General features: G+C 36.4%; 21 protein-coding genes. 10 read left to right on the top strand and 11 right to left on the bottom strand.

Features of this window, described 5'->3' with window-relative positions:
* Positions 1-142: 142 nt before the first annotated feature.
* The 4 genes from QUF93_RS08310 (at position 143) to QUF93_RS08295 (ending at position 5,012) form a co-directional block, all read left to right on the top strand.
* Complete coding sequence (locus QUF93_RS08310; RefSeq protein ID WP_289358441.1) at positions 143-1,087, top strand: BclA C-terminal domain-containing protein; 945 nt, start codon at positions 143-145, stop codon at positions 1,085-1,087.
* Positions 1,088-1,340: 253 nt separating this feature from the next.
* The gene (locus QUF93_RS08305; RefSeq protein WP_289358440.1) at positions 1,341-2,501 is read left to right on the top strand and encodes an FtsW/RodA/SpoVE family cell cycle protein; all 1,161 of its coding nucleotides are present in this window, start codon (positions 1,341-1,343) and stop codon (positions 2,499-2,501) included.
* Positions 2,502-2,579: 78 nt separating this feature from the next.
* Entirely contained in the window at positions 2,580-3,320 is a 741-nt protein-coding gene (gene prpE, locus QUF93_RS08300; protein WP_289358439.1) for a bis(5'-nucleosyl)-tetraphosphatase PrpE, read from the top strand.
* Positions 3,321-3,473: 153 nt separating this feature from the next.
* Entirely contained in the window at positions 3,474-5,012 is a 1,539-nt protein-coding gene (locus tag QUF93_RS08295; RefSeq protein WP_289358438.1) for a peptidase G2 autoproteolytic cleavage domain-containing protein, read from the top strand.
* Between the two features lie 44 nt (positions 5,013-5,056).
* On the opposite strand, the gene QUF93_RS08290 is transcribed toward QUF93_RS08295, so the two are convergent.
* Genes QUF93_RS08290 through QUF93_RS08275 form a run of 4 tightly spaced genes read right to left on the bottom strand, consistent with a single transcriptional unit; the run spans position 5,057 to position 7,822 of the window.
* A complete protein-coding gene (locus tag QUF93_RS08290) occupies positions 5,057-5,950 on the bottom strand; it encodes an RluA family pseudouridine synthase (protein ID WP_289358437.1) in 894 nt (297 codons plus the stop codon).
* 15 nt (positions 5,951-5,965) lie between these two features.
* Positions 5,966-6,763 (bottom strand): NAD kinase, encoded by a 798-nt coding sequence (locus QUF93_RS08285; RefSeq protein WP_000673190.1) that lies wholly within the window; start codon positions 6,761-6,763, stop codon positions 5,966-5,968.
* Between the two features lie 18 nt (positions 6,764-6,781).
* The gene (yjbM, locus tag QUF93_RS08280) at positions 6,782-7,420 is read right to left on the bottom strand and encodes a GTP diphosphokinase (RefSeq protein ID WP_002117068.1); all 639 of its coding nucleotides are present in this window, start codon (positions 7,418-7,420) and stop codon (positions 6,782-6,784) included.
* A gap of 30 nt (positions 7,421-7,450) precedes the next feature.
* A complete protein-coding gene (locus QUF93_RS08275) occupies positions 7,451-7,822 on the bottom strand; it encodes a UPF0738 family protein (RefSeq protein WP_289358435.1) in 372 nt (123 codons plus the stop codon).
* Positions 7,823-7,966: 144 nt separating this feature from the next.
* On the opposite strand from QUF93_RS08275, the gene QUF93_RS08270 reads away from it, so the two are divergent.
* The 4 genes from QUF93_RS08270 (at position 7,967) to QUF93_RS08255 (ending at position 10,423) form a co-directional block, all read left to right on the top strand.
* Positions 7,967-8,545, top strand: coding sequence for a CYTH domain-containing protein (locus tag QUF93_RS08270; protein WP_002117063.1), 579 nt, complete (start codon positions 7,967-7,969; stop codon positions 8,543-8,545).
* Positions 8,546-8,729: 184 nt separating this feature from the next.
* The gene (locus QUF93_RS08265) at positions 8,730-9,128 is read left to right on the top strand and encodes a globin domain-containing protein (RefSeq protein WP_002117060.1); all 399 of its coding nucleotides are present in this window, start codon (positions 8,730-8,732) and stop codon (positions 9,126-9,128) included.
* Positions 9,128-10,021, top strand: coding sequence for a ClpXP adapter SpxH family protein (locus QUF93_RS08260; RefSeq protein ID WP_088057898.1), 894 nt, complete (start codon positions 9,128-9,130; stop codon positions 10,019-10,021). Before QUF93_RS08265 ends, QUF93_RS08260 begins: the two co-directional genes overlap by 1 nt.
* A 228-nt stretch (positions 10,022-10,249) precedes the next feature.
* Complete coding sequence (locus tag QUF93_RS08255) at positions 10,250-10,423, top strand: hypothetical protein (RefSeq protein ID WP_000748141.1); 174 nt, start codon at positions 10,250-10,252, stop codon at positions 10,421-10,423.
* A 146-nt stretch (positions 10,424-10,569) separates the two neighbouring features.
* Here the strand turns inward: QUF93_RS08255 and pepF are convergent, their stop codons facing one another.
* The 4 genes from pepF to mecA all read right to left on the bottom strand — a co-directional run bounded on the left by pepF (position 10,570) and on the right by mecA (position 16,073).
* Positions 10,570-12,396 (bottom strand): oligoendopeptidase F, encoded by a 1,827-nt coding sequence (pepF, locus tag QUF93_RS08250; RefSeq protein ID WP_088057896.1) that lies wholly within the window; start codon positions 12,394-12,396, stop codon positions 10,570-10,572.
* A 50-nt stretch (positions 12,397-12,446) separates the two neighbouring features.
* Positions 12,447-13,682 (bottom strand): competence protein CoiA, encoded by a 1,236-nt coding sequence (locus QUF93_RS08245; RefSeq protein WP_289360964.1) that lies wholly within the window; start codon positions 13,680-13,682, stop codon positions 12,447-12,449.
* Positions 13,683-13,772: 90 nt separating this feature from the next.
* Complete coding sequence (locus tag QUF93_RS08240; protein ID WP_098778100.1) at positions 13,773-15,317, bottom strand: cardiolipin synthase; 1,545 nt, start codon at positions 15,315-15,317, stop codon at positions 13,773-13,775.
* 72 nt (positions 15,318-15,389) lie between these two features.
* Complete coding sequence (gene mecA, locus QUF93_RS08235) at positions 15,390-16,073, bottom strand: adaptor protein MecA (RefSeq protein WP_002117044.1); 684 nt, start codon at positions 16,071-16,073, stop codon at positions 15,390-15,392.
* Positions 16,074-16,508: 435 nt separating this feature from the next.
* On the opposite strand from mecA, the gene QUF93_RS08230 reads away from it, so the two are divergent.
* Complete coding sequence (locus tag QUF93_RS08230) at positions 16,509-17,183, top strand: TerC family protein (RefSeq protein ID WP_289358433.1); 675 nt, start codon at positions 16,509-16,511, stop codon at positions 17,181-17,183.
* A 50-nt stretch (positions 17,184-17,233) separates the two neighbouring features.
* On the opposite strand, the gene spx is transcribed toward QUF93_RS08230, so the two are convergent.
* The gene (spx, locus tag QUF93_RS08225; RefSeq protein ID WP_000258267.1) at positions 17,234-17,629 is read right to left on the bottom strand and encodes a transcriptional regulator Spx; all 396 of its coding nucleotides are present in this window, start codon (positions 17,627-17,629) and stop codon (positions 17,234-17,236) included.
* A gap of 298 nt (positions 17,630-17,927) precedes the next feature.
* Positions 17,928-18,095: a hypothetical protein gene (locus tag QUF93_RS08220; RefSeq protein WP_289358432.1), complete on the bottom strand. Its 168-nt coding sequence runs from the start codon at positions 18,093-18,095 to the stop codon at positions 17,928-17,930.
* Between the two features lie 129 nt (positions 18,096-18,224).
* Here QUF93_RS08220 and QUF93_RS08215 point away from each other — a divergent pair, with 129 nt between their 5' ends.
* Positions 18,225-18,428 carry a hypothetical protein gene (locus tag QUF93_RS08215; protein ID WP_000559981.1) on the top strand — a complete coding sequence of 68 codons (204 nt, stop codon included), beginning with the start codon at positions 18,225-18,227 and terminating at the stop codon, positions 18,426-18,428.
* A 29-nt stretch (positions 18,429-18,457) separates the two neighbouring features.
* On the opposite strand, the gene QUF93_RS08210 is transcribed toward QUF93_RS08215, so the two are convergent.
* Positions 18,458-20,104: a peptide ABC transporter substrate-binding protein gene (locus QUF93_RS08210; protein WP_002117037.1), complete on the bottom strand. Its 1,647-nt coding sequence runs from the start codon at positions 20,102-20,104 to the stop codon at positions 18,458-18,460.
* Between the last annotated feature and the right edge of the window lie 111 nt (positions 20,105-20,215).

Genomic DNA, 20,215 nt, shown 5'->3' with positions numbered 1-20,215 from the left:
GCATCTCTCCCTTATGATGGAGATAATACATCTTTATAATGTTCCATATAATTAAAGTTTCTTTTCAAGCATGCAAATATCTATGTCATTTTCTCATTAATTTTCACCTATTATATAATGAGAGATTTACGGAGGTGAATTTATGTCCAATCATAATGATTCAAACGGCTTAAATCCAGTTGACTCTTTATCTTCCAGCACATTTGACCCTACATTTCCACAATTTTCTTTGACACCTGGACCAATCGGCGATACTGGGCCGACTGGTGCTACTGGACCATCTGGCAACACTGGGCCATCTGGTACTACCGGGCCGACTGGCGATACTGGACCGGCTGGCAACACCGGGCCATCTGGTACTACTGGACCGACTGGTGCTACTGGACCGACTGGTGCTACTGGGCCATCTGGTACTACTGGGCCATCTGGTACTACCGGACCGACTGGTGCTACTGGACCATCTGGTACTACTGGACCGACTGGTGCTACTGGGCCATCTGGTACTACTGGACCGACTGGTGCTACTGGGCCATCTGGTACTACTGGACCGACTGGTGCTACTGGGCCATCTGGTACTACCGGACCGACTGGTGCTACTGGGCCATCTGGTACTACCGGACCGACTGGTGCTACTGGGCCATCTGGTACTACTGGACCGACTGGTGCTACTGGGCCATCTGGATTAGGACTTCCAGCAGGATTGTACGCATTTAACTCCGCTGCAAGTAGCATCAACGTTGGGATTAACACACCTGTACCATTTAATACCGTTGGGTCACAGCTCGGTACAGCGATTACTCAATTAGATAGCGATGCTTTCACCATACACCAAAATGGATTATATAAAATTACTGTGATCGTATATACTGCAACATCAGGTTCACTAGGTGGCATTGAAATTCAAGCGAACGGCGTAAAAATACCAGGTGCTGGAAGAAATTTAGTTTCACTCGGGGCACCTATCGTTATCCAAGCGATTACACAAATTACAACAGCTCCAGTATCAGTTGAAGTAATTGGTATAGAGGCGGTATTATCACTAGCTGTTGGTACGGGAGCATCAATCGTTATTGAAAAAATCGCGTAATTGTTTCCTTAGCAGTAAAACTGGTACCAGTTTTACTGCTTTCGCAATTTTATAGGTAACATCCCAACCTCATCCTAAATGTGGATGTACATCTTCCCTATAGCTTGAATATAATTACAAAAGCGATATTCTTCCTTATTATGTATGACTTTCCATAAATAGTGGAATAAATGTATGAACAGTCTACTTGCATATTATTTTTTGCAATCACGTCATCATCACACTTACTAGGCTATAGAAAGGAATACATACCGTGAAAGATACGAACTCTCAATATCAAATAGACTACATACTAATCTGTATTTTATTTGCCATCGGGACTGTTAGTTGCTTTGCTATTGCAAGTGCACAAGCTTCTTTACCACCATTTTTACAAAACATAAATTTTGCATTAAAACAAATTCAATGGTATGTCATTGGATTTGTGGCCATTGGCGTTATTATGATTATTGATTTCGATCGATATAAACAAATTGCTTGGTATTTGTATAGCTTTGCCCTCATACTTCTTATTGGTCTAGAACTTCAAGTTCCGGGTGCCGTTACGATTAAAGGGGCCACTGCATGGTATAGACTCCCAGGCATCGGAAACTTTCAACCTTCTGAAATTATGAAATTATTTTTAATTATCATCATTGGACGAATTATAGCAAATCATAATGAAAAGTACTTTTTCCGGACAACCCGTGAAGATTTTATTTTACTTGGAAAAATATTCGCAGCTAGTTTACCTCCACTGCTTTTAATCGCAAAAGAACCTGATTTAGGAAACACTATGGTAATATCAGCGATGCTTGCAGCAATGATTTTAGTTTCTGGTATACGTTGGCGTCTTATCCTCGGATTAACCTCCGTCATTTTCGTCATAGGCTCTACCTTAATATATATTTATTTCACTCATACAGAGTTCTTTAAAGAGCATATTCTAAAAGAATATCAATTAAACCGCTTCTATGGCTGGCTATCCCCTTACGAATATGACGCACAAGGATACCAATTAAGACAGGCATTCTTAGCTACCGGATCAGGAGAAATGCAAGGAAAAGGATGGGAAAATGGACAAGTATATTTTCCAGAGCCACATACAGATTTTATTTTTACAAATGTCGCTGAACAATTCGGTTTTTTAGGAGCAAGTGTTATTATTTCACTTTTTTTCTTACTCATTTACCGAATGATCCATATCGCTTTAGAAAGCAATGAACCTTTCGGTAGTTATATTTGCGCTGGTACAATCGGAATGTTCACCTTCCAAGTATTCCAAAATATTGGGATGACAATCGGTTTACTCCCTATTACAGGAATAACATTACCTCTTATGAGCTATGGTGGGAGTTCACTACTCACATACATGATTGCTATTGGATTTATTTTAAACGTACGTTCAAGAACGCAAATCTTTATGTTTAAATGAACCATATCGGAAAACGGTATGTTTTTTTCTATATTCATTTTAGATATACTAATGAAAAAATGAACTGGAGGTTTACATATGAAATATGACATTATAGGTGATATTCACGGATGCTTCCAAGAGTTTCAAGATTTAACAACGAAACTAGGATATAACTGGGCTAGTGGTCTCCCTATACATAACGCCAAACGAAAGCTAGCATTCGTTGGTGATATTACAGACCGCGGCCCTCATTCATTACGTATGATAGAAATCGTATGGGAGCTCGTAATAAATAGAAACGAAGCTTATTATGCGCCTGGGAATCATTGTAATAAACTGTATCGTTTTTTCCTTGGGCGTAATGTTTCAATCGCTCATGGACTCGAAACAACTGTTGCCGAATATGAGGCATTACCTTCTAATAAACAACAAATCATAAAAGAAAAGTTCATTACGCTTTACGAGCAGTCCCCACTGTATCACATACTGGATAACAAAAAATTAATCGTGTGCCATGCTGGCATTCGTCAGGATTACATAGGAAGAAATGATAAAAAAGTGCAAACATTTGTATTATATGGTGATATTACAGGGGAAAAGCATCCTGACGGCTCACCTGTACGCCGAGATTGGGCGAAAGATTATAAGGGGGAAACATGGATTATATATGGACATACACCTGTCAACGAACCTCGCTTTGTGAACCATACAATCAATATTGATACTGGCGCTGTATTTGGCGGCAAACTAACTGGACTTCGTTATCCTGAAATGGAGACCATTTCCGTACCTTCTTCCCTACCTTTTGTCACTGAGAAGTTCCGCCCAATTTCATAATTATATTTACCTTTGTACAATTCATCTCAGTACGTATAAAGGATGATTTCTAGGCGAATTCCTCGTTAAAAATTGGTCATACAGTAAAAAAAGATGCTATGAAATGCATCTTTTTTTTACTATGCGGCATATACTGTCGCAGGAGGTGACGGAATGAAGAAAAAACGATCTAAACAAAAAAGAAATTTCTCTCCTTTATATCATCCCATATATGGAATTAATAACTGGTGTAGCATACGAGCTGCGGCTATTGAAGAGATAGAAGAACGAGAGGAAATAAAAAAAGGGAAAACGAGAGGAACATATATTTCTTTAGAAAATGCTGTTATGAGACGAATGATAGATTACAGAAAAATAAAGGCACTACAAAAAAAGAAACGACTTTCTCATAACAATGAGCCTATACTTGAGTCAAAGAATTTACAGGAGAATATAAACAAAGGAATTCCTGAAACAATTAAAGAAAAAATCCAAGCTGAAATTCCTAAAGCAATTAAAGAAAAGGGCCAAGCTGAAATTCCTAAAGTAATTAAAGAAAAGGCCCAAGCTGAAATTCCTAAAGTAATTAAAGAAAAGGCCCAAGCTGAAATTCCTAAAGCAATTAAAGAAAAGACCCAAGCTGAAATTCCCACCAATATTATACAGCAAGTAACAAAAATAAAAGAGGGATTAACTTTAACCAATGACATAAAAAAAGAGGATTCTATTATCACTCCCCCCCCTATACTTTCACCTACTCCTGCAGAGAATGAAAAAGTAGCCAGATACGCATATAAGGAGGGCCTTCACTCTACAGCTGACGGGATAGCCTCACATGCAGAAGGATTTCTTACTCATACAGAGGGTGCCTTTTCTCACGCAGAAGGTTCAAAAACAAAAGCAACTGGACATAGTTCGCATAGTGAAGGAAGTGAAACGACAGCAGGCGGTCCTTATTCTCACGCGGAAGGAAAACATACAATTGCTTTCGGCGAAGCAGCACATGCAGAAGGAACCGCAACTATCGCTAACGGATTCTCATCTCATGCGGAAGGAAATCATACATCAACAGCTAATTTTGCAGGTAGCCATATTATGGGTAAATTTGGTACAGCAGAAGAAGCCTATTCCTGGTTTATTGCAAATGGGACAAATGACACTGATTATAATATAGGTGCCAAATGGCTTGCCCATAACGGAGAAATGTATATCGATGGTGCTTCTTACAATGCGGGCGGTACTGATTTTGCACAAATGTTTGAGACAGCAGATCATAGTCCTATTGATATCGGTTATTTCATTACATTTAGTAGCGAAGAAAAAATTCGAAAAGCTACTTCTAATGATACATTCATATTAGGCATATCTAGCGCAACTCCTGCTCTCATAGGAAATAGCGGTGCTTTAAGTTGGCAAAAACGCTATAAAACAGATAGCTTCGGAAAACGTCAATATACGCGTACGGATACGCAAGAAATACAACCTCTTTTAAATACAGAATGGGATCCAGCTTGTAAGTATATATCAAGAAGAGACCGCACTGAGTGGCTTCCTGTCGGATTAATTGGACAAATGTTAGTACGTGATGACGGCACTTGCGAAACACACGGGTATTGTCGTCCAAATGATGACGGCATTGCTACAAAAGCTGAAAGTGGCTTTTTCGTTATAAAGCGTACTGATGAGAATCAAGTTTTAATATTATTCCGCTAAAAAAAGGGAACAAAATTCTTATCTGATAAGAATTTTGTTCCCTTTTAATTGTTATGTAAAGCGTATTGCATATCCTCTGGGATACTTACGGTAAAAGTCATTCCCTTTTCTAAAATAGGATGATAAAACGTCAAAGATGTACTATGAAGCGCTTGACGTTTTATCACATCTCTTCGGCCACCGTATAAATCATCCCCAAGTAGCGGATGTCCCATATATGCCATGTGTACACGAATTTGATGTGTTCTTCCCGTCTCGAGCTCAAGCGCTACATGCGTCTTATCGGAAGAACTCTCCATCACTCTAAAATGAGTAACAGCTCTTTGACCATCTTCACAGACAGTTCGCTCGATAATACTATCCGCTTTTCGTCCGATTGGCGCGTCAATCGTTCCTACTTCTTCTACAATAGTCCCATGGACGATTGCCTCATACGTTCGTTTCACCCCTTTTTGTTGATGCTGCTTCGATAAAAGGTGGTGAACGAATCTATTTTTCGCAATTAACATAAGCCCTGAAGTATCACGGTCTAACCTCGTCACAATGTGCACCGTACTTGCAAGATTTTGTTTATCATAATGATGTAAAAGAGCGTTTGCAACACTTCCTGACGGGTGCTCCCTAGACGGAATCGTTGACATATTTGCTTCTTTATTTACAACAAGAACCGCATCATCTTCATATACGATACATAAAGGGATTTCTTCCACTTCCATCCCTTCACTTCTTTCCTCCACTGGAAAAAAGACTTGTAACTCTTCACCAGCTTGTAACTTATGACGAACACTCGCATTTTGACCGTTTACTTCAATTGCTCCGCCACGGAACTTTATATCCGTTAAAGCAGCTTTCGAAATCCCTTTTGTTTTCAAAAATTCTCTAACTAAAGTTCCCTCTTCAGCCAGCCCTATATCCCATTTCAATGTAAATCTGTTCAAATATATAAACCCTCTCTATTTATCTGCAACAAACGAGTCACGGACACGCTTCCAGAACGGGAACGGACGGAAACGAACAAATCGTACTTTCTCGTTTGCAACGCGATACTGAATTGATTTCACATCTTGATGAACCATCGTCAAATGATCCACCGTAATTTGCAAGTTCATTCCTGCAGCTGGCTTTAAAACGCATGTATGATGCTTCGGCAGTACGAGCGGCGAACCTACCGTACGAAATACACGATTGTTAATAGATGCCATTTCTGCAATTTGAATCGCTTCAATAGAAGGGTGAATAATTGCTCCGCCAAGCGCCTTATTATACGCGGTACTTCCTGAAGGAGTAGAAATACAAAGACCATCTCCGCGAAACGTTTCGAAATACTCTCCGCGTATTTCCACTTCTGTTACTAATGTACCTTCTGCACTTTTTACAGTCGCTTCATTCATCGCCAAATACTGAGACTCTTTACTACCATTCACATAGCGAATAATCACTTCTAAAAGGGGATATTCAACCACTTGGAACGGTGTTTTAGCGATTGCAATCACCAACTTCTCTACTTCCGTCGGTAACCAATCTGCATAGAAACCTAAATGCCCTGTATGTACACCAACAAATGCGGTTTCATCTAATCGATTATAGTAACGATGGAATGCATATAAAAGCGTTCCATCTCCCCCAACAGAAATTACAATATCAGGTTCCTTTTCATCCATTATAAATCCAAAATCTAGCAAGTATTCTTTCATCGTACTTGCTAATGTATCTGATGACTGATCTCCCTTTGACATAATTGTAAATTTCATCGCCCAACACCCTTTAGTTTATGATTCAGAATCTTTCGTTTCCTGCTTTCGTGAAAAGATCTTTTGCGCTTCTTGAATTTCAAGACGAATAGAAGACATTTCTTCATCTAATAAAAACGCCGCTTCCGCTGCACGTTGTAAGCGTATTTTAATATCTTCAGGAAAACGTCCACTATATTTGTAATTTAAAGAATGCTCAATCGTTGCCCAAAAATTCATCGCTAACGTGCGAATTTGAATTTCCACTAACACTTTTTTTTCTCCCTGTATCGTTTGAACAGGATAACTAATGACAACGTGGTAAGAGCGATAGCCGCTATCTTTCTTTTGCGTTACATAATCACGTTCTTCCACAATTTCAAAATCATTTCGTTTTCGAAGATATTCTACAACAGGTTTAATCTCATCAACAAATTGACACATCATTCGAAGGCCCGCGATGTCCTGCATATCTTCTCCGATCCGGTCTAGCGGTACATTTCTCTTCTCCGCTTTATCAATAATACTCGCAACCGACTTTACCCTTCCTGTTACAAACTCAATTGGAGAATGCTCCGTTAACATTGCAAATTGAGTACGCATTCCTTTTAGTTTCACTTTCAGCTCCGCCACCGCTTGGTGATAAGGCGCTAAAAATTCTTCCCAATTACGATTCATTTCAACCACCACCAAAATCAATCCATTTACTTATAGAAACACTTTTTCTACAGCAGTTACTAGTTCTTCTCCGTAATTTGCATTACCTTCAATATTTTCAACTAAATATTCTACTTCTTCTTTTAATCCTTCTAATTCTATTTCAACATCATTCACGTGAATAAACATCGTTGTATCTTTATTCATCGCTTCATGCATTGCTTCCCAGCACGTATGCGGAATACTTACATAAATGAAAGATGATTCGTTTTCTAAGATATATAAAAATGATAAATTGTCTGAGTCTACAAGTACGTGATTACGTGCACGTAACTCCTTTACCTCTATTTCAGTATTTTCCGCACAAAAAATAAGCGCATTCTCTCTCATTTCTACGCTCTTAACTTGAATTTTATTTTGCATGCTCGAACTCCTCCATCTCAACTTCCTGTCTTACTTAACAGTATTATTGTATCATAACATGGACGCAAACAAATAAAACATTGAACCAAATTTGCGAAAAAGCGATAATGTGGAAAGAATTATTTTTCAAAAGGAGCACATACAATGACACAAGAAATTGAAATTGAATTTAAAAATATGGTTACAGAGGAAGAATTCCAAACATTATGCAAATCTTTTTCTATTGAAACATTTACAAAACAAGTGAATCACTACTTTGAAACGCCTCACTTCTCTTTAAAAGATGCGGGCTCTGCACTTCGTATTCGTCATAAAGATGGAATTTATACATTAACATTAAAACAACCTGCTGAAATTGGTTTATTAGAAACTCATCAGTCTGTAACAGAAAAAGAAGCAAAACTTATGATGGAAACAAACACGATCATTCAAGGAACTGTAATGGATCAGCTAGACAAATTACAAATTCCCGTTTCCTCTTTAACTTATATGGGTAGTTTAACAACAGAAAGAGCTGAAACATTATTTGAAGGCGGAACGCTTGTCTTTGATCATAGTTTCTATTACAATCACGATGATTATGAAATTGAATACGAAGTGCAAGATGAACAGACTGGTAAAGCAGCATTTATGAGGTTATTGAAGCAACATAACGTACCAGTTCGTCATACAAATAACAAAGTAAAACGCTTTTTCCTTGCCAAACAAAACAAAGAGCGCTAAAGTAAAATTTCCATCAGTGAAGAAGTGATTTACTGGTGGCTATGTTTCACCTTTTTGGAAAGTAAAGATTTATTAGCAACATATAGAATAAGCAAAGAATGTTATGAAGGCTGTTTAGTTGCCCTTCATAACATTCCATTGCTACAATAGATATACATTTCATGGAAAAGGGAGTTTATAAAGGATGAGCAAGCAACCGATGACACCATTTGAAGCAATTGGCGGTGAACAATGCATTGCAACATTAGTGGATACATTTTATTCCTATGTCAGTGAACACCCTGACTTATCTCCGATCTTCCCGGATGATTTAACAGAAACTGCTAGGAAGCAGAAACAATTTTTAACACAATATTTAGGTGGTCCTAATTTATACACTGAAGAACATGGGCATCCTATGCTAAGAGCACGCCATCTTCCGTTTGAGATTACTCCAAAACGCGCAGAAGCTTGGCTATCATGTATGGAGCAAGCAATGGATGATACAGGAGTGCACGGTCATATAAGAGAGTTTGTTTTTGAACGTTTAGCATTAACTGCTCAACATATGGTCAATACTCAAAATGAAACAGGTGAAGCGTAATGGATAAGCAGGAAGCAAAGCATATGAATATGCCTTCTCCTTCCACATGCGAGCATAAATCTGTAGAAGCATATTTATTTATTGATCCACTTTGTAAAGATTGCTGGGATATCGAGCCATTTATTATTAAACTATGGCTTGAGTATGGGAAATACTTCTCTATTCGTCATATAGTAACAGGAAAAGTGGACGGGGCAAACGCTTCCTCACACAAATGGAATAAACCTGCTAATATTCGATTTGTGTGGGAAAAAACAACAAGTTTACAAGGTTTTTCATGTGATGGAAAATTACATATGCAAGAGGCATCGTCAACACCGTATTTAGTTTCGATGGCAATTAAGGCGGCGGAGTTGCAAGGCCGAAAAGCAGGTTCGAAGTTTTTGCGAAAACTCCAAGAATACATTTTTCTTGAAAATGTATCAAACCCTGACTGTGAATTATTGCTTACATGCGCTAAAGATAGCGGCATTGATGTAGAGGAGTTTAAAAAAGACCTACACTCAGTTAGTGCAAAAAAAGCTTTCCAATGCGACTTGAAATTCACAAATGAGATGCACATTACAGAAATACCTTCCCTCCTATTTTTTCATGCAAATTCAGATGAGGAAGGTATTAAAATCACAGGAATTTATTCCTATGATGTATACGTACAGTTGTTAAAAGAACTTGTAAAATGCGAGATTGAGCCAGAGCCATTACCTCCTTTAGAGGTATTACTAGAAGCAACACAATTTATTTCTTCAAAGGAAATCTCATTTATATATGACTGCCCTCAGCAAGAAATAGAGCGCGAACTAAAGAAATTACAACTAAAACGAAAAGTAAAAATGATTGAAGTGAAGTGCGAGCGTTATTGGAAATGGATAGCAAAAGAAAAAGACCTAGTGTAAACACCAGGTCTTTTCTTTACGGCTTATAAAAATATTAAAGGGGATGGGAGAAATTTTCACGTTCAAACAAAGGGGTATATGTTTGTATGTGAATTCGTTCACGCTTATTATATTACAAGATTCGACGTCAGATGACAACCCCTTTTGTCGAATTTCACACTTTTGTCACATTCTAAACGTTTTCATTCTTGAATAAGCTATAAAAAAAGCAATTTAGGAGGTTTTCTTATGAAAAAGTCTCATATTTTTCTTATCTTTCTATGTGTTATTGTTTCTTTTTTCTTGTACATCCTCTCTCTATTACAAGCTTTTCCTAAAATTATTGCCTTCCCTCTTTTATTCGGAGTTATCGTCATCGCTGTCTCTTATTTCAACTATAGAAAACGATTTAAAGGATTTTAACTACAAAAATAAGTCGTAAAAATTCCTTCTAATATAGAAAAAGTAAAGAAAATCACCTTAATTATTCGACAAATATCGACATGATGTATTTTTGAACAAATGTTCCAAACCAAAAAGACGAGGATACAATTCCTCGTCTTTTCTCATTACTTCTCTTCAAACAATAGCGCTTCTAATTCATTTAACTTCTCTTCAAATACTTGTAATGCTTCTTTTACAGGTTCTGGCGATGCCATATCTACTCCTGCTTTTTTCAACACTTCAATTGGATAATCAGAGCTTCCAGCTTTTAAGAATTCGTTAATGTAACGTTCTACTGCTGGTTGTCCTTCTTCTAAAATTTGTTTTGATAGAGCTGTCGCTGCACTAAATCCTGTTGCGTATTGATATACGTAATAGTTGTAATAGAAGTGCGGAATACGAGACCATTCTAAACCGATTTCTTTATCGATTACTAAAGCGTCCCCGAAATATTTCTTATTTAAATCGTAGTAGATCTCCGTTAACATGTCCGGCGTAACCGCATGTCCTTCTTGTACTTTTTTATGAATGATATGCTCGAACTCTGCAAACATTGTTTGACGGAATACAGTACCACGGAATCCTTCTAAATAGTGATTTAATAAATATAGACGCTCTTTCTTATCTTCTGTCGTCTTTAATAAGTAATCATTTAGAAGTGCTTCATTACAAGTTGATGCTACTTCTGCAACGAAGATTGAATAATCACCATATACGTGCGGTTGTGTCTTCCTTGTATAGTAACTATGCACTGAATGACCAAACTCATGAGCAAGTGTAAATAAATTATTTACATTATCATGCCAGTTCATTAAAATATACGGATTTGTTCCGTATGCACCAGATGAATATGCTCCGCTTCGTTTTCCTTTATTCTCATATACATCTACCCAGCGATTTTCATATGCTTCTTTTAAAATTTCAACATATTCATCACCAAGTACGTTTAAAGATTTCAATAACATTTCTTGCGCTTCTTCATACTTCACATTCATTTTCACTTCTGGTACAAGTGGTGTATATAAATCGTACATATGAAGCTCATCAAGACCTAGAGCACGCTTACGAATATCAATGTATCGATGTAGTAAGTGTAAATTATCATTTACCGATTCAATAAGTTGATCATACACCGCCTCAGGAATATTATTATTACTTAATGCAGCTTGACGTGCAGAATCGTATTTACGAACGCGCGCATTGAAATTATTACGTTTCACAGCACCGCTTAGCGTACTTGCAAATGTGTTCTTATATTTTCCGTACGTTTCATATACAGCTTTGAATGCATCTTCACGTACACGACGATCATCACTTTCTAAAAACTGAATGTAACGACCATGTGTTATTTCTACCTCTTCTCCATCCTCACCTTTAATAGATGGGAATTTTAAATCCGCATTATTCAACATACCGAATGTATTACTTGATGCACTCATCACTTCAGATGCTTCTGCTAATAAGGCTTCTTCTGCCTCAGATAATACGTGCGGACGTTGACGGGTAATTTCTTCTAATGCATGCTCATATACACTTAGTTCTCGATTTTTTTGTAAGAAAGTTTGTAATGTATCTTCTGAAATAGATAAAATTTCAGGTACGATATAAGCTGTGCTACTAGATACTTGTGAGTATAAATTTGTTGCGCGATCATTTAATGCTTGATACACAGAGTTTGTTGTATCTTGATCGTAACGCATATGTGCATATGTATATAGCTTACCTAATCGCATTGAAATTTCATCTTCATATTGCAATGCCTCAAGCAAATTGTCTGCAGAGTCGCCAAGCTTCCCTTTAAATTCAGTTAACTTTGGCAATAGCTCTTTAATAGCTTGGAATTCTTTTTCCCATTCTGCATCTGTTTGGAAAATATCTTCTAATCGCCATGTGTTTGCTTCTTCAATCTCATTACGATTTGGTAATGATTTTACTGTATTTTGTTCAGCCATTCTTTAAGCCCTCCTTATAATATCTCTACTTAAGTACAATTCGATTTTTCTTATGTAATTCCTTCACGATCAGTCTTTATTATATCCCCTTTTCCCTCTCTCATGTTGTACTTTGTCTCAAATAGAGATAGTGCATGCGCTAAGCAAATTTCATCATATTTCATAATTTCTTCCTCTGTTTTTAACAAAATAACATCTCTTATTTTTCGATACTTATTAATACCTATTTTCATTAATACACCTGCATAACATAAAAATGTCATATACTCTGCAACTGCTACCTTCCATATATGTTGTGCAAAATACGGAAGTAGACGCCTCTTCGTATATTTTGCTACATAGTTACATACGTATTGCAGAGAAATATACTCCCCTATCTTAAGCATACCTATACACTTCATATAAAGAGAAGCTTGCCATATAAATGGATTTGTTTGAAAAGCAAACGAGGATGGGAGCGGAACACCGATTTCAGAAGGAAAACTCGCTGGGGTACATTTATATTGATATAAGAGACGGAGTAGTGACTTATGATTATAATTCCAGATAGATAGAGCGTTTTGCCGAAAATGGTTCTTTTTTCTCTTCCATTCTTGTCTTAATACCTCTTTCCGGAAAGGAACGGGAGAAAAAAGCATGTCAACAGTAGTCGTATCGGTTGGTAAATAAATAGTATGTGAGAAAGAGACATTTGTAGAAAACGGAGTGATAAATGCGCATTTCATAAACGATTTTTGTTTCGGACAAAAGAAAATAAGAAATGGCTGAGGATAAGGTTGTAAGGAGAACGCCATAAGGGAGGAGAATGTCATCCAATAGGCGGATTGCTTTTTCAACTGATTTCCACCGATTATCCAGATGACTTGTATACTAGCTTGCCAATACGAATATGTTCGCTTACAAAGCTGCTCTATGGAGAGATTTGCACATTGATATTCAATCGCAATTTTTCTATCCGCTCTCTCTACGTAAATATCTGGCCGTTGCTGAATTGCCGGCAGATAATGCTCTATATCTACATGAAAATCTTGACGTTTTAACCATCTATATAACAATTCTTTACCGTGCATATGATACATAGATTCTGCTTCATAAAAGGCGAGACATGAATCCACTTTCTTATGAGCAAAGTGCCACCTCTTCTGTTTTCCTAATTTCATTTGCACTTCTTTTCCGCAAGCTGTACAAAAAAATTTTTCTCGTTTACGTATTTCGCGTAAAAGCTCTTCATTCCGGTTATATAATAGATGAATTTTTTCTCCGTTTTCTCTCCTTGCAATAAACATCACAATCACACCCTTTCAACTCCTTGTATTCTACAATTTACTACAAATTCCTCTCAAAAAAAGAGATGTCCTAAATTAGGACATCTCTTTCTATAATAGAGGTGATAATAACCGATACGTCGATTCAACAATCCGCCTATGAAGACGTCTCTTATGAAATCGGTCAACATGAATTTCACTGGATTCTTCTAAATCGTCTTTAAAATCTTGAACGAGCTTTCGAATGCTATCTGTATCATATAAAAAGGCATTTACTTCAAAGTTTAAATGAAAACTTCTCATATCCATATTAGCTGTCCCAATTGATGCGAGATCAGAATCCACGATAACAACTTTACTATGAAGAAAACCTTTTTCATATTCATATATTTTTACTCCTGCATCTAATAACTCCGGAAAGTACGATCTTGATGCATAAAAGACAGTCCGCTTATCTGGCTTACTTGGCATTAACAAACGAACATCAATACCAGCAAGTGCAGCTACTTTTAATGCAGATAAAATATCATCATCTGGAATAAAGTATGGTGTTGCAATCCAAATCGATTTCCTAGCTGAAGCAATCATTGCAAAATATAGATGTTTAATTGTTTCCCATTTATTATCCGGTCCACCTCCAACAAGTTGGACTCCGCCCCAATGATCACCCTCAACTGCTTCCGCTTGTAAATATTCAGGTGCTAATACCGCCTCACCAGTCATATAAAACCAGTCTTGAAGGAAAATCAGCTGTAAACTTTGAACTGCTTCACCGCGTAAATATAAATGCGTGTCTCGCCAAAAACCGAAATATTTATCCTTCCCTAAATACTCATCACCAATATTTAATCCACCTACAAACCCTTCATTTCCATCTATAATAACGATTTTTCGGTGGTTTCGATAATTAATTTTATCGTTTAAAATTGGAAAACGCACAGGGAAAAATGGAATCATTTCTACTCCTGCATCATTCAATTCTTCAATATACGAATTTGATAATTTAAAGCTTCCAACCGCGTCGTATAAAAAACGAACGACAACGCCTTCTTTTGATTTTTTTATTAAAATATCTTTAATTTCTGTACCAAGCTTGTCATCACGCACAATGTAATACTCCATATGAATGTGGTGTTTCGCTCGATTTAACCCATCTAAAATTGCCTGAAACGTTTCGTCTCCATTTGTTAATGTCCTCGTTTCAGTTTGAAATGAAATATTTAAAGCACCCAATCGATCTGCTAAACGAAATAACAATTCTTGATGCTTGTGATTTCGTAAAATCCGTTCTTCGTAATCTTCGTGTCCCTTATATTGTAAAAACGCCTGTTCATCGAGTAATGCCTTCTTTTGGAACATTCTTTTTCTACGAAAGTTTTGTCCAAATAAAAGATAGGCAAAGAAACCGAACACTGGAAAAATACCTAGTACGATTAACCACGTAAGTGTTTTAGACGGATGGCGGTTTTCTAAGAAAATAACACATCCAATTAAAAATGCGGAAACCGTAAATAAAATACTAATAATACCTAAAATCGAAACATCCTTTATCCCAATGACATCCGAATAAAATGCTACATCAATAAACATGCGTAATGAAACAAATAATGCGAACAGTAGTAGAAAAAAGAAAAGTAGTTTTAGTGTATTTTTCATCTCTTACCCCCTAAATAAGAAAGCCTTCCTATTCTTCATAAAAAAAGCCGATTTCATACTATAGAAATCGGCCTACGCTTTGGCAGGAAAATGGTTGCGAATTGTCTCAAGCGCACGCTCTTTCACAACCTGTTTCCCATACTCACTTACACGGTGAATCGTTAAAGTAGATTCTTCTCCATATTCTAAAACAATACTTAAAATACGATCAATTTCTTCTTCATCATGTAGCACTTCATCGAATTCCACATATACATAATAGCGGTCCTCAAATGAATGCAATTCATCTTTTATATCTTCAAAGATAAGACGATGACTTAATGAAATGACATCTTCAAAATCATTAAACTTAATTAAAAAGCCAAAAGTACCATCTTCATTAAAGTTTGTTCCTACTTGTTCTTCTACCTCTTCCACTAATTCTTGCTGGAATAATGATTCGATGCCTTCATCTAGAGGAATGTCTATAATTTTGTCTACACCTATTGGTAGTTCCAGCTTTTGTCCATCCTTTGAAAGCTCCGCTTTCGTTACAAGTACTTCAATCCCTTTATCGACTGCTTGCACTTGAATCCATAACGGCCCATCGATAAAGAAATCATCATGATCACGAGCTTCGTCCATCATCTCCCAAAAGAGCTCTTCACTTCGTTCGCGATCATACCAAATTTCTTCCCGATTAAACCCTCTGTCCTCTATATCAATGTACGTAATAAAAAATTTCATCGTATGGTCATTAATTCTTTCAATATCCAAAATACAACTCTCCCTTCCTGCTTAGAATTGTTATGAAGGGATTCCCCACTCATATGACAAAACAATAGATTCTTGTACTCTCATTTTATGATAAGATTCTCCAGAATGGAAATAAAATCGATTTATTTTACAAAAATAGTTATATACCTATCTGTATTCGACCGTTTACATAAAGTGAAACATTAATCAGTATTTTTTTCATCCCCCACTGATTATTAGCTCGCACCAATCGGAATAAATATACCATTATACCAATTCACTTCTCGTAAAAAATTTGGACATACATTCCCATATTCCCCCGTACACTGTAATAAAGTGAAACTTCTATTAGAGGTGATTATTTTGTCCCCGGAGCGCGGGATCAAAACTAGACAAACTTTCTTCACCACATACATATATTTCGCTTATTAAAACATCATAAATGGAGGCAGACGAATGGACTTAGAGTTTTTAACATCTGTACTAATGATTGTCGGTATCGATGTTGTACTAGGTGGCGATAACGCAATTGTCATCGCACTAGCTAGCCGAAATTTACCTGAAGCAAAACGAAATAAAGCCATTTTGATTGGTACTATTTTAGCAATTGTGCTACGAATTCTCCTCACAATACTAGCTGTCTATTTACTTGACATCCCATTTTTACAACTCATCGGCGGGATTTTACTCACATTAATTGCGGTAAATTTACTCACTGATAATAACAACGATCTTTCTTCTATCCAAGGAAAAACGACTTTATTCCAAGCTGTGCGTACAATTGTATTCGCGGATCTCGTTATGGGGTTTGACAATGTTATTGCCATTGCAGGAGCAGCTCACGGAAGACTTTCACTCGTAATTATCGGTTTATTCATTTCTATCCCGATTATCATTTGGGGAAGCAAACTTATTTTAATACTCATGGAACGCTTTCCATTTCTCATTTATTGCGGAGCAGCAATTCTCGCCTATACAGCAGGAAAAATGATTACACATGAAGACAGACTTGCAACGTTTTTTCATCATAACCCTAGTTTTACCGCAAGTATCCCTTATTTGTTCATTTTCACGATTTTATGCATAGGCTTTGTCGTTCAACAAGTGCGATTACGTAATGTTAAACAGTAAAAAAAAACCTTCTACTCTATAATAGGTAGAAGGTTTTCATATTATTATAATTAATTTACAAGACGCTGTGCTTCACGTAATTGGAACGTTCTTACTGTACGTGGTAAGAAACGACGGATTTCGTCTTCGTTGTAACCTACTTGAAGGCGTTTTTCGTCAATCATAATTGGACGACGTAAAATACCTGGATAGTCACGAATCATCTTATATAAATCTTGAAGTGGTAAAGACTCTAAGTTCACATTCAATTCTTGGAAAACTTTTGAACGAGTAGAAATAATCTCATCCGTTCCGCTTTCTGTCATACGTAAAATCTCTTTAATCTCCTCAATCGTTAATGGATCTGAGAAAATATTACGTTCTGTATAAGGAATATGATTTTCCTCTAGCCATAATTTCGCCTTTCTACAAGACGTACAGCTTGGAGAACTATATAATGTTACCATACAAAGCTCACTCTCCTTAAAGAGTACAAATTCTGTACTAATTACAGTTTAAATTTCTAAATTCAGCAATTTTTCGCGACAACTTGTCTTATAGCAAAGTGCAAAAATCGCATTTCATGTAAGCAACAACTTATAATAAACAACAATTACTTTTAATAAGTAACTTCTATAATCATTATACAATAGATTTTGCAAGAAATATACAGTAAATTTCCTGCTAGTTGAGAAAACTCTTCCTCGTATTCCACTGCTATGCAACATGATTACACTCACTAAAACTGTTCTTTAACAACGGTCTTCAACCCTTTTGATACTTGCTTTCTACAATAATTTTCACTTGATATACAATTACAGTTTCATAATCTTCCACATTAAAAAGAGAGCGTTTTCTTACCTTTTCCCGACAAAACAATTGAGAAATGTAAGACTCTAAAGGTTTGAAACGAAAAAGAACATCTGTTCTCATTTTAACAAATCTCCTCACTCATGTCTATATGCTTTCTAAAGTAAATCGAATATTTTTCTGACATTTCTTTCTTTTTTACCATTTATCTCATACAATAAAAATACAGACAGGCAAAGGGGGAATTTGCATATGATTGCTTTTTTTACTGATTTTATCATTGTTGCTACCCTCATCATCGGAATAACAGCATTGATTGGTGTCATTACAAATAGCATTGGTGAAAAACTCTTTGGTGGGAAAGAAAAAATGAAGTTTGTTAACAAAAGTTTAGATGTACAATCTGGCTGGAACCAAGTTGGTGGAAAAGGTATTTATAAAAAACGTACGTATTAAAAAAAAAGCAGGTAATCACCTGCTTTTTTTTATTTCTCTACTGATGCCCATTTGAAGCTTACTTCGCCGCCATATTTATGGTTGTACATATCTTTAATTGTTTCTCTTTGTAAATATGCTCTACCACGTTGATATACTGGAACAATCGCAGCGTCATCAAGTAACATTTTTTCCGCTTCTAATAAGTTTTTCCAACGAGCATTTACGTCGCTTCCATCTTTCTTCGCTTTCATAATAATCTCATCGTACTTCGGATTAGAATAATTCATTTTATTTTGTGCTCCGTCAGTTACGAACATATCAAGATATGTAACTGGATCTGGGAAGTCTGCACTCCATCCAGAGAATGACATTACATAGTCACCCGCATCTTCTAATTTTAGTTTTTGCGCGAATGGCTGCTGTTTAATTTTCACTGTTAAACCTGGTAAATTCTTTTCTAGCTCACCTTTTAAATATTCACCAGTTTTCTTCGATAATTCCACATCTTCATTTAACATCTCTAATTCGATTTCATTTTTACCAAGTTCTTTTTTACCAGCTTCCCAATACTTTTTCGCTTCTTTCACATTCGGTTTTACAATATCTCCATTTTCAGCACGGAAATCTTTGTTATCCGGTCCTTTAATGAAATTGTCAGGAATTAATCCAGTCGCTGGCTTAGAACCGTTATTTAATAACGTATCAACGAATGGTTTACGGTCAAAACCAAGTGAAATTGCTTTACGAATATTTTTATTTGCTAAAGCTGGGTCCTTTTGATTTAAACGTAGGAAGAATACAGATGTATCTTCTACCGTTTTGAAATCTGGTTTTCCTTTATATTTATCGATGAACTCAGCTAATAACGTCGCTCGATCAACTGCGTTTGTTTCATATAAATTAATTGGTGTAGACGTATCTTTTACAATATTAAAGTTTACTTCCTCAAGCTTCACTTCTTTATTGTCCCAATATGATGAGCTCTTTGTCATTTTGAAGCTACGTTCATGTTGCCAATCACTTAATGTAAATGGACCGTTATAAAGTGTTGTATTTGCTTCTAAACCAAACTTCGTACCTTGCTCTTTTACATACTTTTCATTAACAGGATAGAAGATTGGATATACCATTAAATCTACAAGATACGGAATCGAGTTGTCTAATTCCACTTCTAACGTGTGATCATCAATTGCTTTTACGCCTAATTGATCTGGACTCATCTCTTTTTTATTAATTTTTTCTGCATTTTTTATATCATACATAATGTACGCTGATTTTGCAGCTGTATCTGGATTAATCGCTCTTTGCCATCCATATACGAAATCTTTCGCTGTTACAGGTTCACCATTTGACCATTTTGCATCTTCACGTAATTTAAATGTATACTTTTTACCGTCTTCTGACTTTTGGAATTCTTTCGCTACACCTGGAACTAACTTATCATCTTTTCCAAGACGGTATAGACCTTCCATCGTGTTGTTCATTACTTTTGAAGAAACTGCATCAGCTGATAACGCTGGGTCCATCGTTGGAATTTCTTGTGTTTCAATTAAGTTAATAACTTGCTTCGCACCGCTTTTCCCGCTATCCCCTTTTGCGTTCGCTTGCGGTTCATCTTTTTGGTAGCCACATGCCCCTAAAATCATGCTCATTGCTACTGTTGATGCTACAAAAACTGGTATCTTTTTTTTCATACTTCCACCCTCCAAAAAAATGTTAGCCCTTTCATTTTCAAACAGAAAGAAATATATATATGTTCTAATAATTCATATTATACACACAAATATATTCTTTGTATATTTATA

Source organism: Bacillus hominis (genome assembly GCF_030348325.1).
Taxonomy (GTDB): domain Bacteria; phylum Bacillota; class Bacilli; order Bacillales; family Bacillaceae_G; genus Bacillus_A; species Bacillus_A hominis.
The sequence above is the reverse complement of the archived record's forward strand: the minus strand, read 5'-3'. Positions and strand labels throughout refer to the sequence as shown.

Bases quoted from the DNA above. Each gene is read 5' to 3' on its own strand.
- prpE (WP_289358439.1), top strand. From the start codon at position 2,580: ATGAAATATGACATTATAGGTGATATTCACGGATGCTTCCAAGAGTTT.
- QUF93_RS08215 (WP_000559981.1), top strand. From the start codon at position 18,225: ATGATTGCTTTTTTTACTGATTTTATCATTGTTGCTACCCTCATCATC.
- QUF93_RS08265 (WP_002117060.1), top strand. From the start codon at position 8,730: ATGAGCAAGCAACCGATGACACCATTTGAAGCAATTGGCGGTGAACAA.
- QUF93_RS08220 (WP_289358432.1), bottom strand. From the start codon at position 18,095: ATGAGAACAGATGTTCTTTTTCGTTTCAAACCTTTAGAGTCTTACATT.
- QUF93_RS08275 (WP_289358435.1), bottom strand. From the start codon at position 7,822: ATGCAAAATAAAATTCAAGTTAAGAGCGTAGAAATGAGAGAGAATGCG.
- QUF93_RS08230 (WP_289358433.1), top strand. From the start codon at position 16,509: ATGGACTTAGAGTTTTTAACATCTGTACTAATGATTGTCGGTATCGAT.
- spx (WP_000258267.1), bottom strand. From the start codon at position 17,629: ATGGTAACATTATATAGTTCTCCAAGCTGTACGTCTTGTAGAAAGGCG.
- yjbM (WP_002117068.1), bottom strand. From the start codon at position 7,420: ATGAATCGTAATTGGGAAGAATTTTTAGCGCCTTATCACCAAGCGGTG.
- QUF93_RS08310 (WP_289358441.1), top strand. From the start codon at position 143: ATGTCCAATCATAATGATTCAAACGGCTTAAATCCAGTTGACTCTTTA.
- QUF93_RS08270 (WP_002117063.1), top strand. From the start codon at position 7,967: ATGACACAAGAAATTGAAATTGAATTTAAAAATATGGTTACAGAGGAA.
- QUF93_RS08260 (WP_088057898.1), top strand. From the start codon at position 9,128: ATGGATAAGCAGGAAGCAAAGCATATGAATATGCCTTCTCCTTCCACA.
- QUF93_RS08240 (WP_098778100.1), bottom strand. From the start codon at position 15,317: ATGAAAAATACACTAAAACTACTTTTCTTTTTTCTACTACTGTTCGCA.
- QUF93_RS08295 (WP_289358438.1), top strand. From the start codon at position 3,474: ATGAAGAAAAAACGATCTAAACAAAAAAGAAATTTCTCTCCTTTATAT.
- QUF93_RS08245 (WP_289360964.1), bottom strand. From the start codon at position 13,682: ATGTTTATTGCAAGGAGAGAAAACGGAGAAAAAATTCATCTATTATAT.
- pepF (WP_088057896.1), bottom strand. From the start codon at position 12,396: ATGGCTGAACAAAATACAGTAAAATCATTACCAAATCGTAATGAGATT.
- QUF93_RS08210 (WP_002117037.1), bottom strand. From the start codon at position 20,104: ATGAAAAAAAAGATACCAGTTTTTGTAGCATCAACAGTAGCAATGAGC.
- QUF93_RS08285 (WP_000673190.1), bottom strand. From the start codon at position 6,763: ATGAAATTTACAATTATGTCAAAGGGAGATCAGTCATCAGATACATTA.
- QUF93_RS08255 (WP_000748141.1), top strand. From the start codon at position 10,250: ATGAAAAAGTCTCATATTTTTCTTATCTTTCTATGTGTTATTGTTTCT.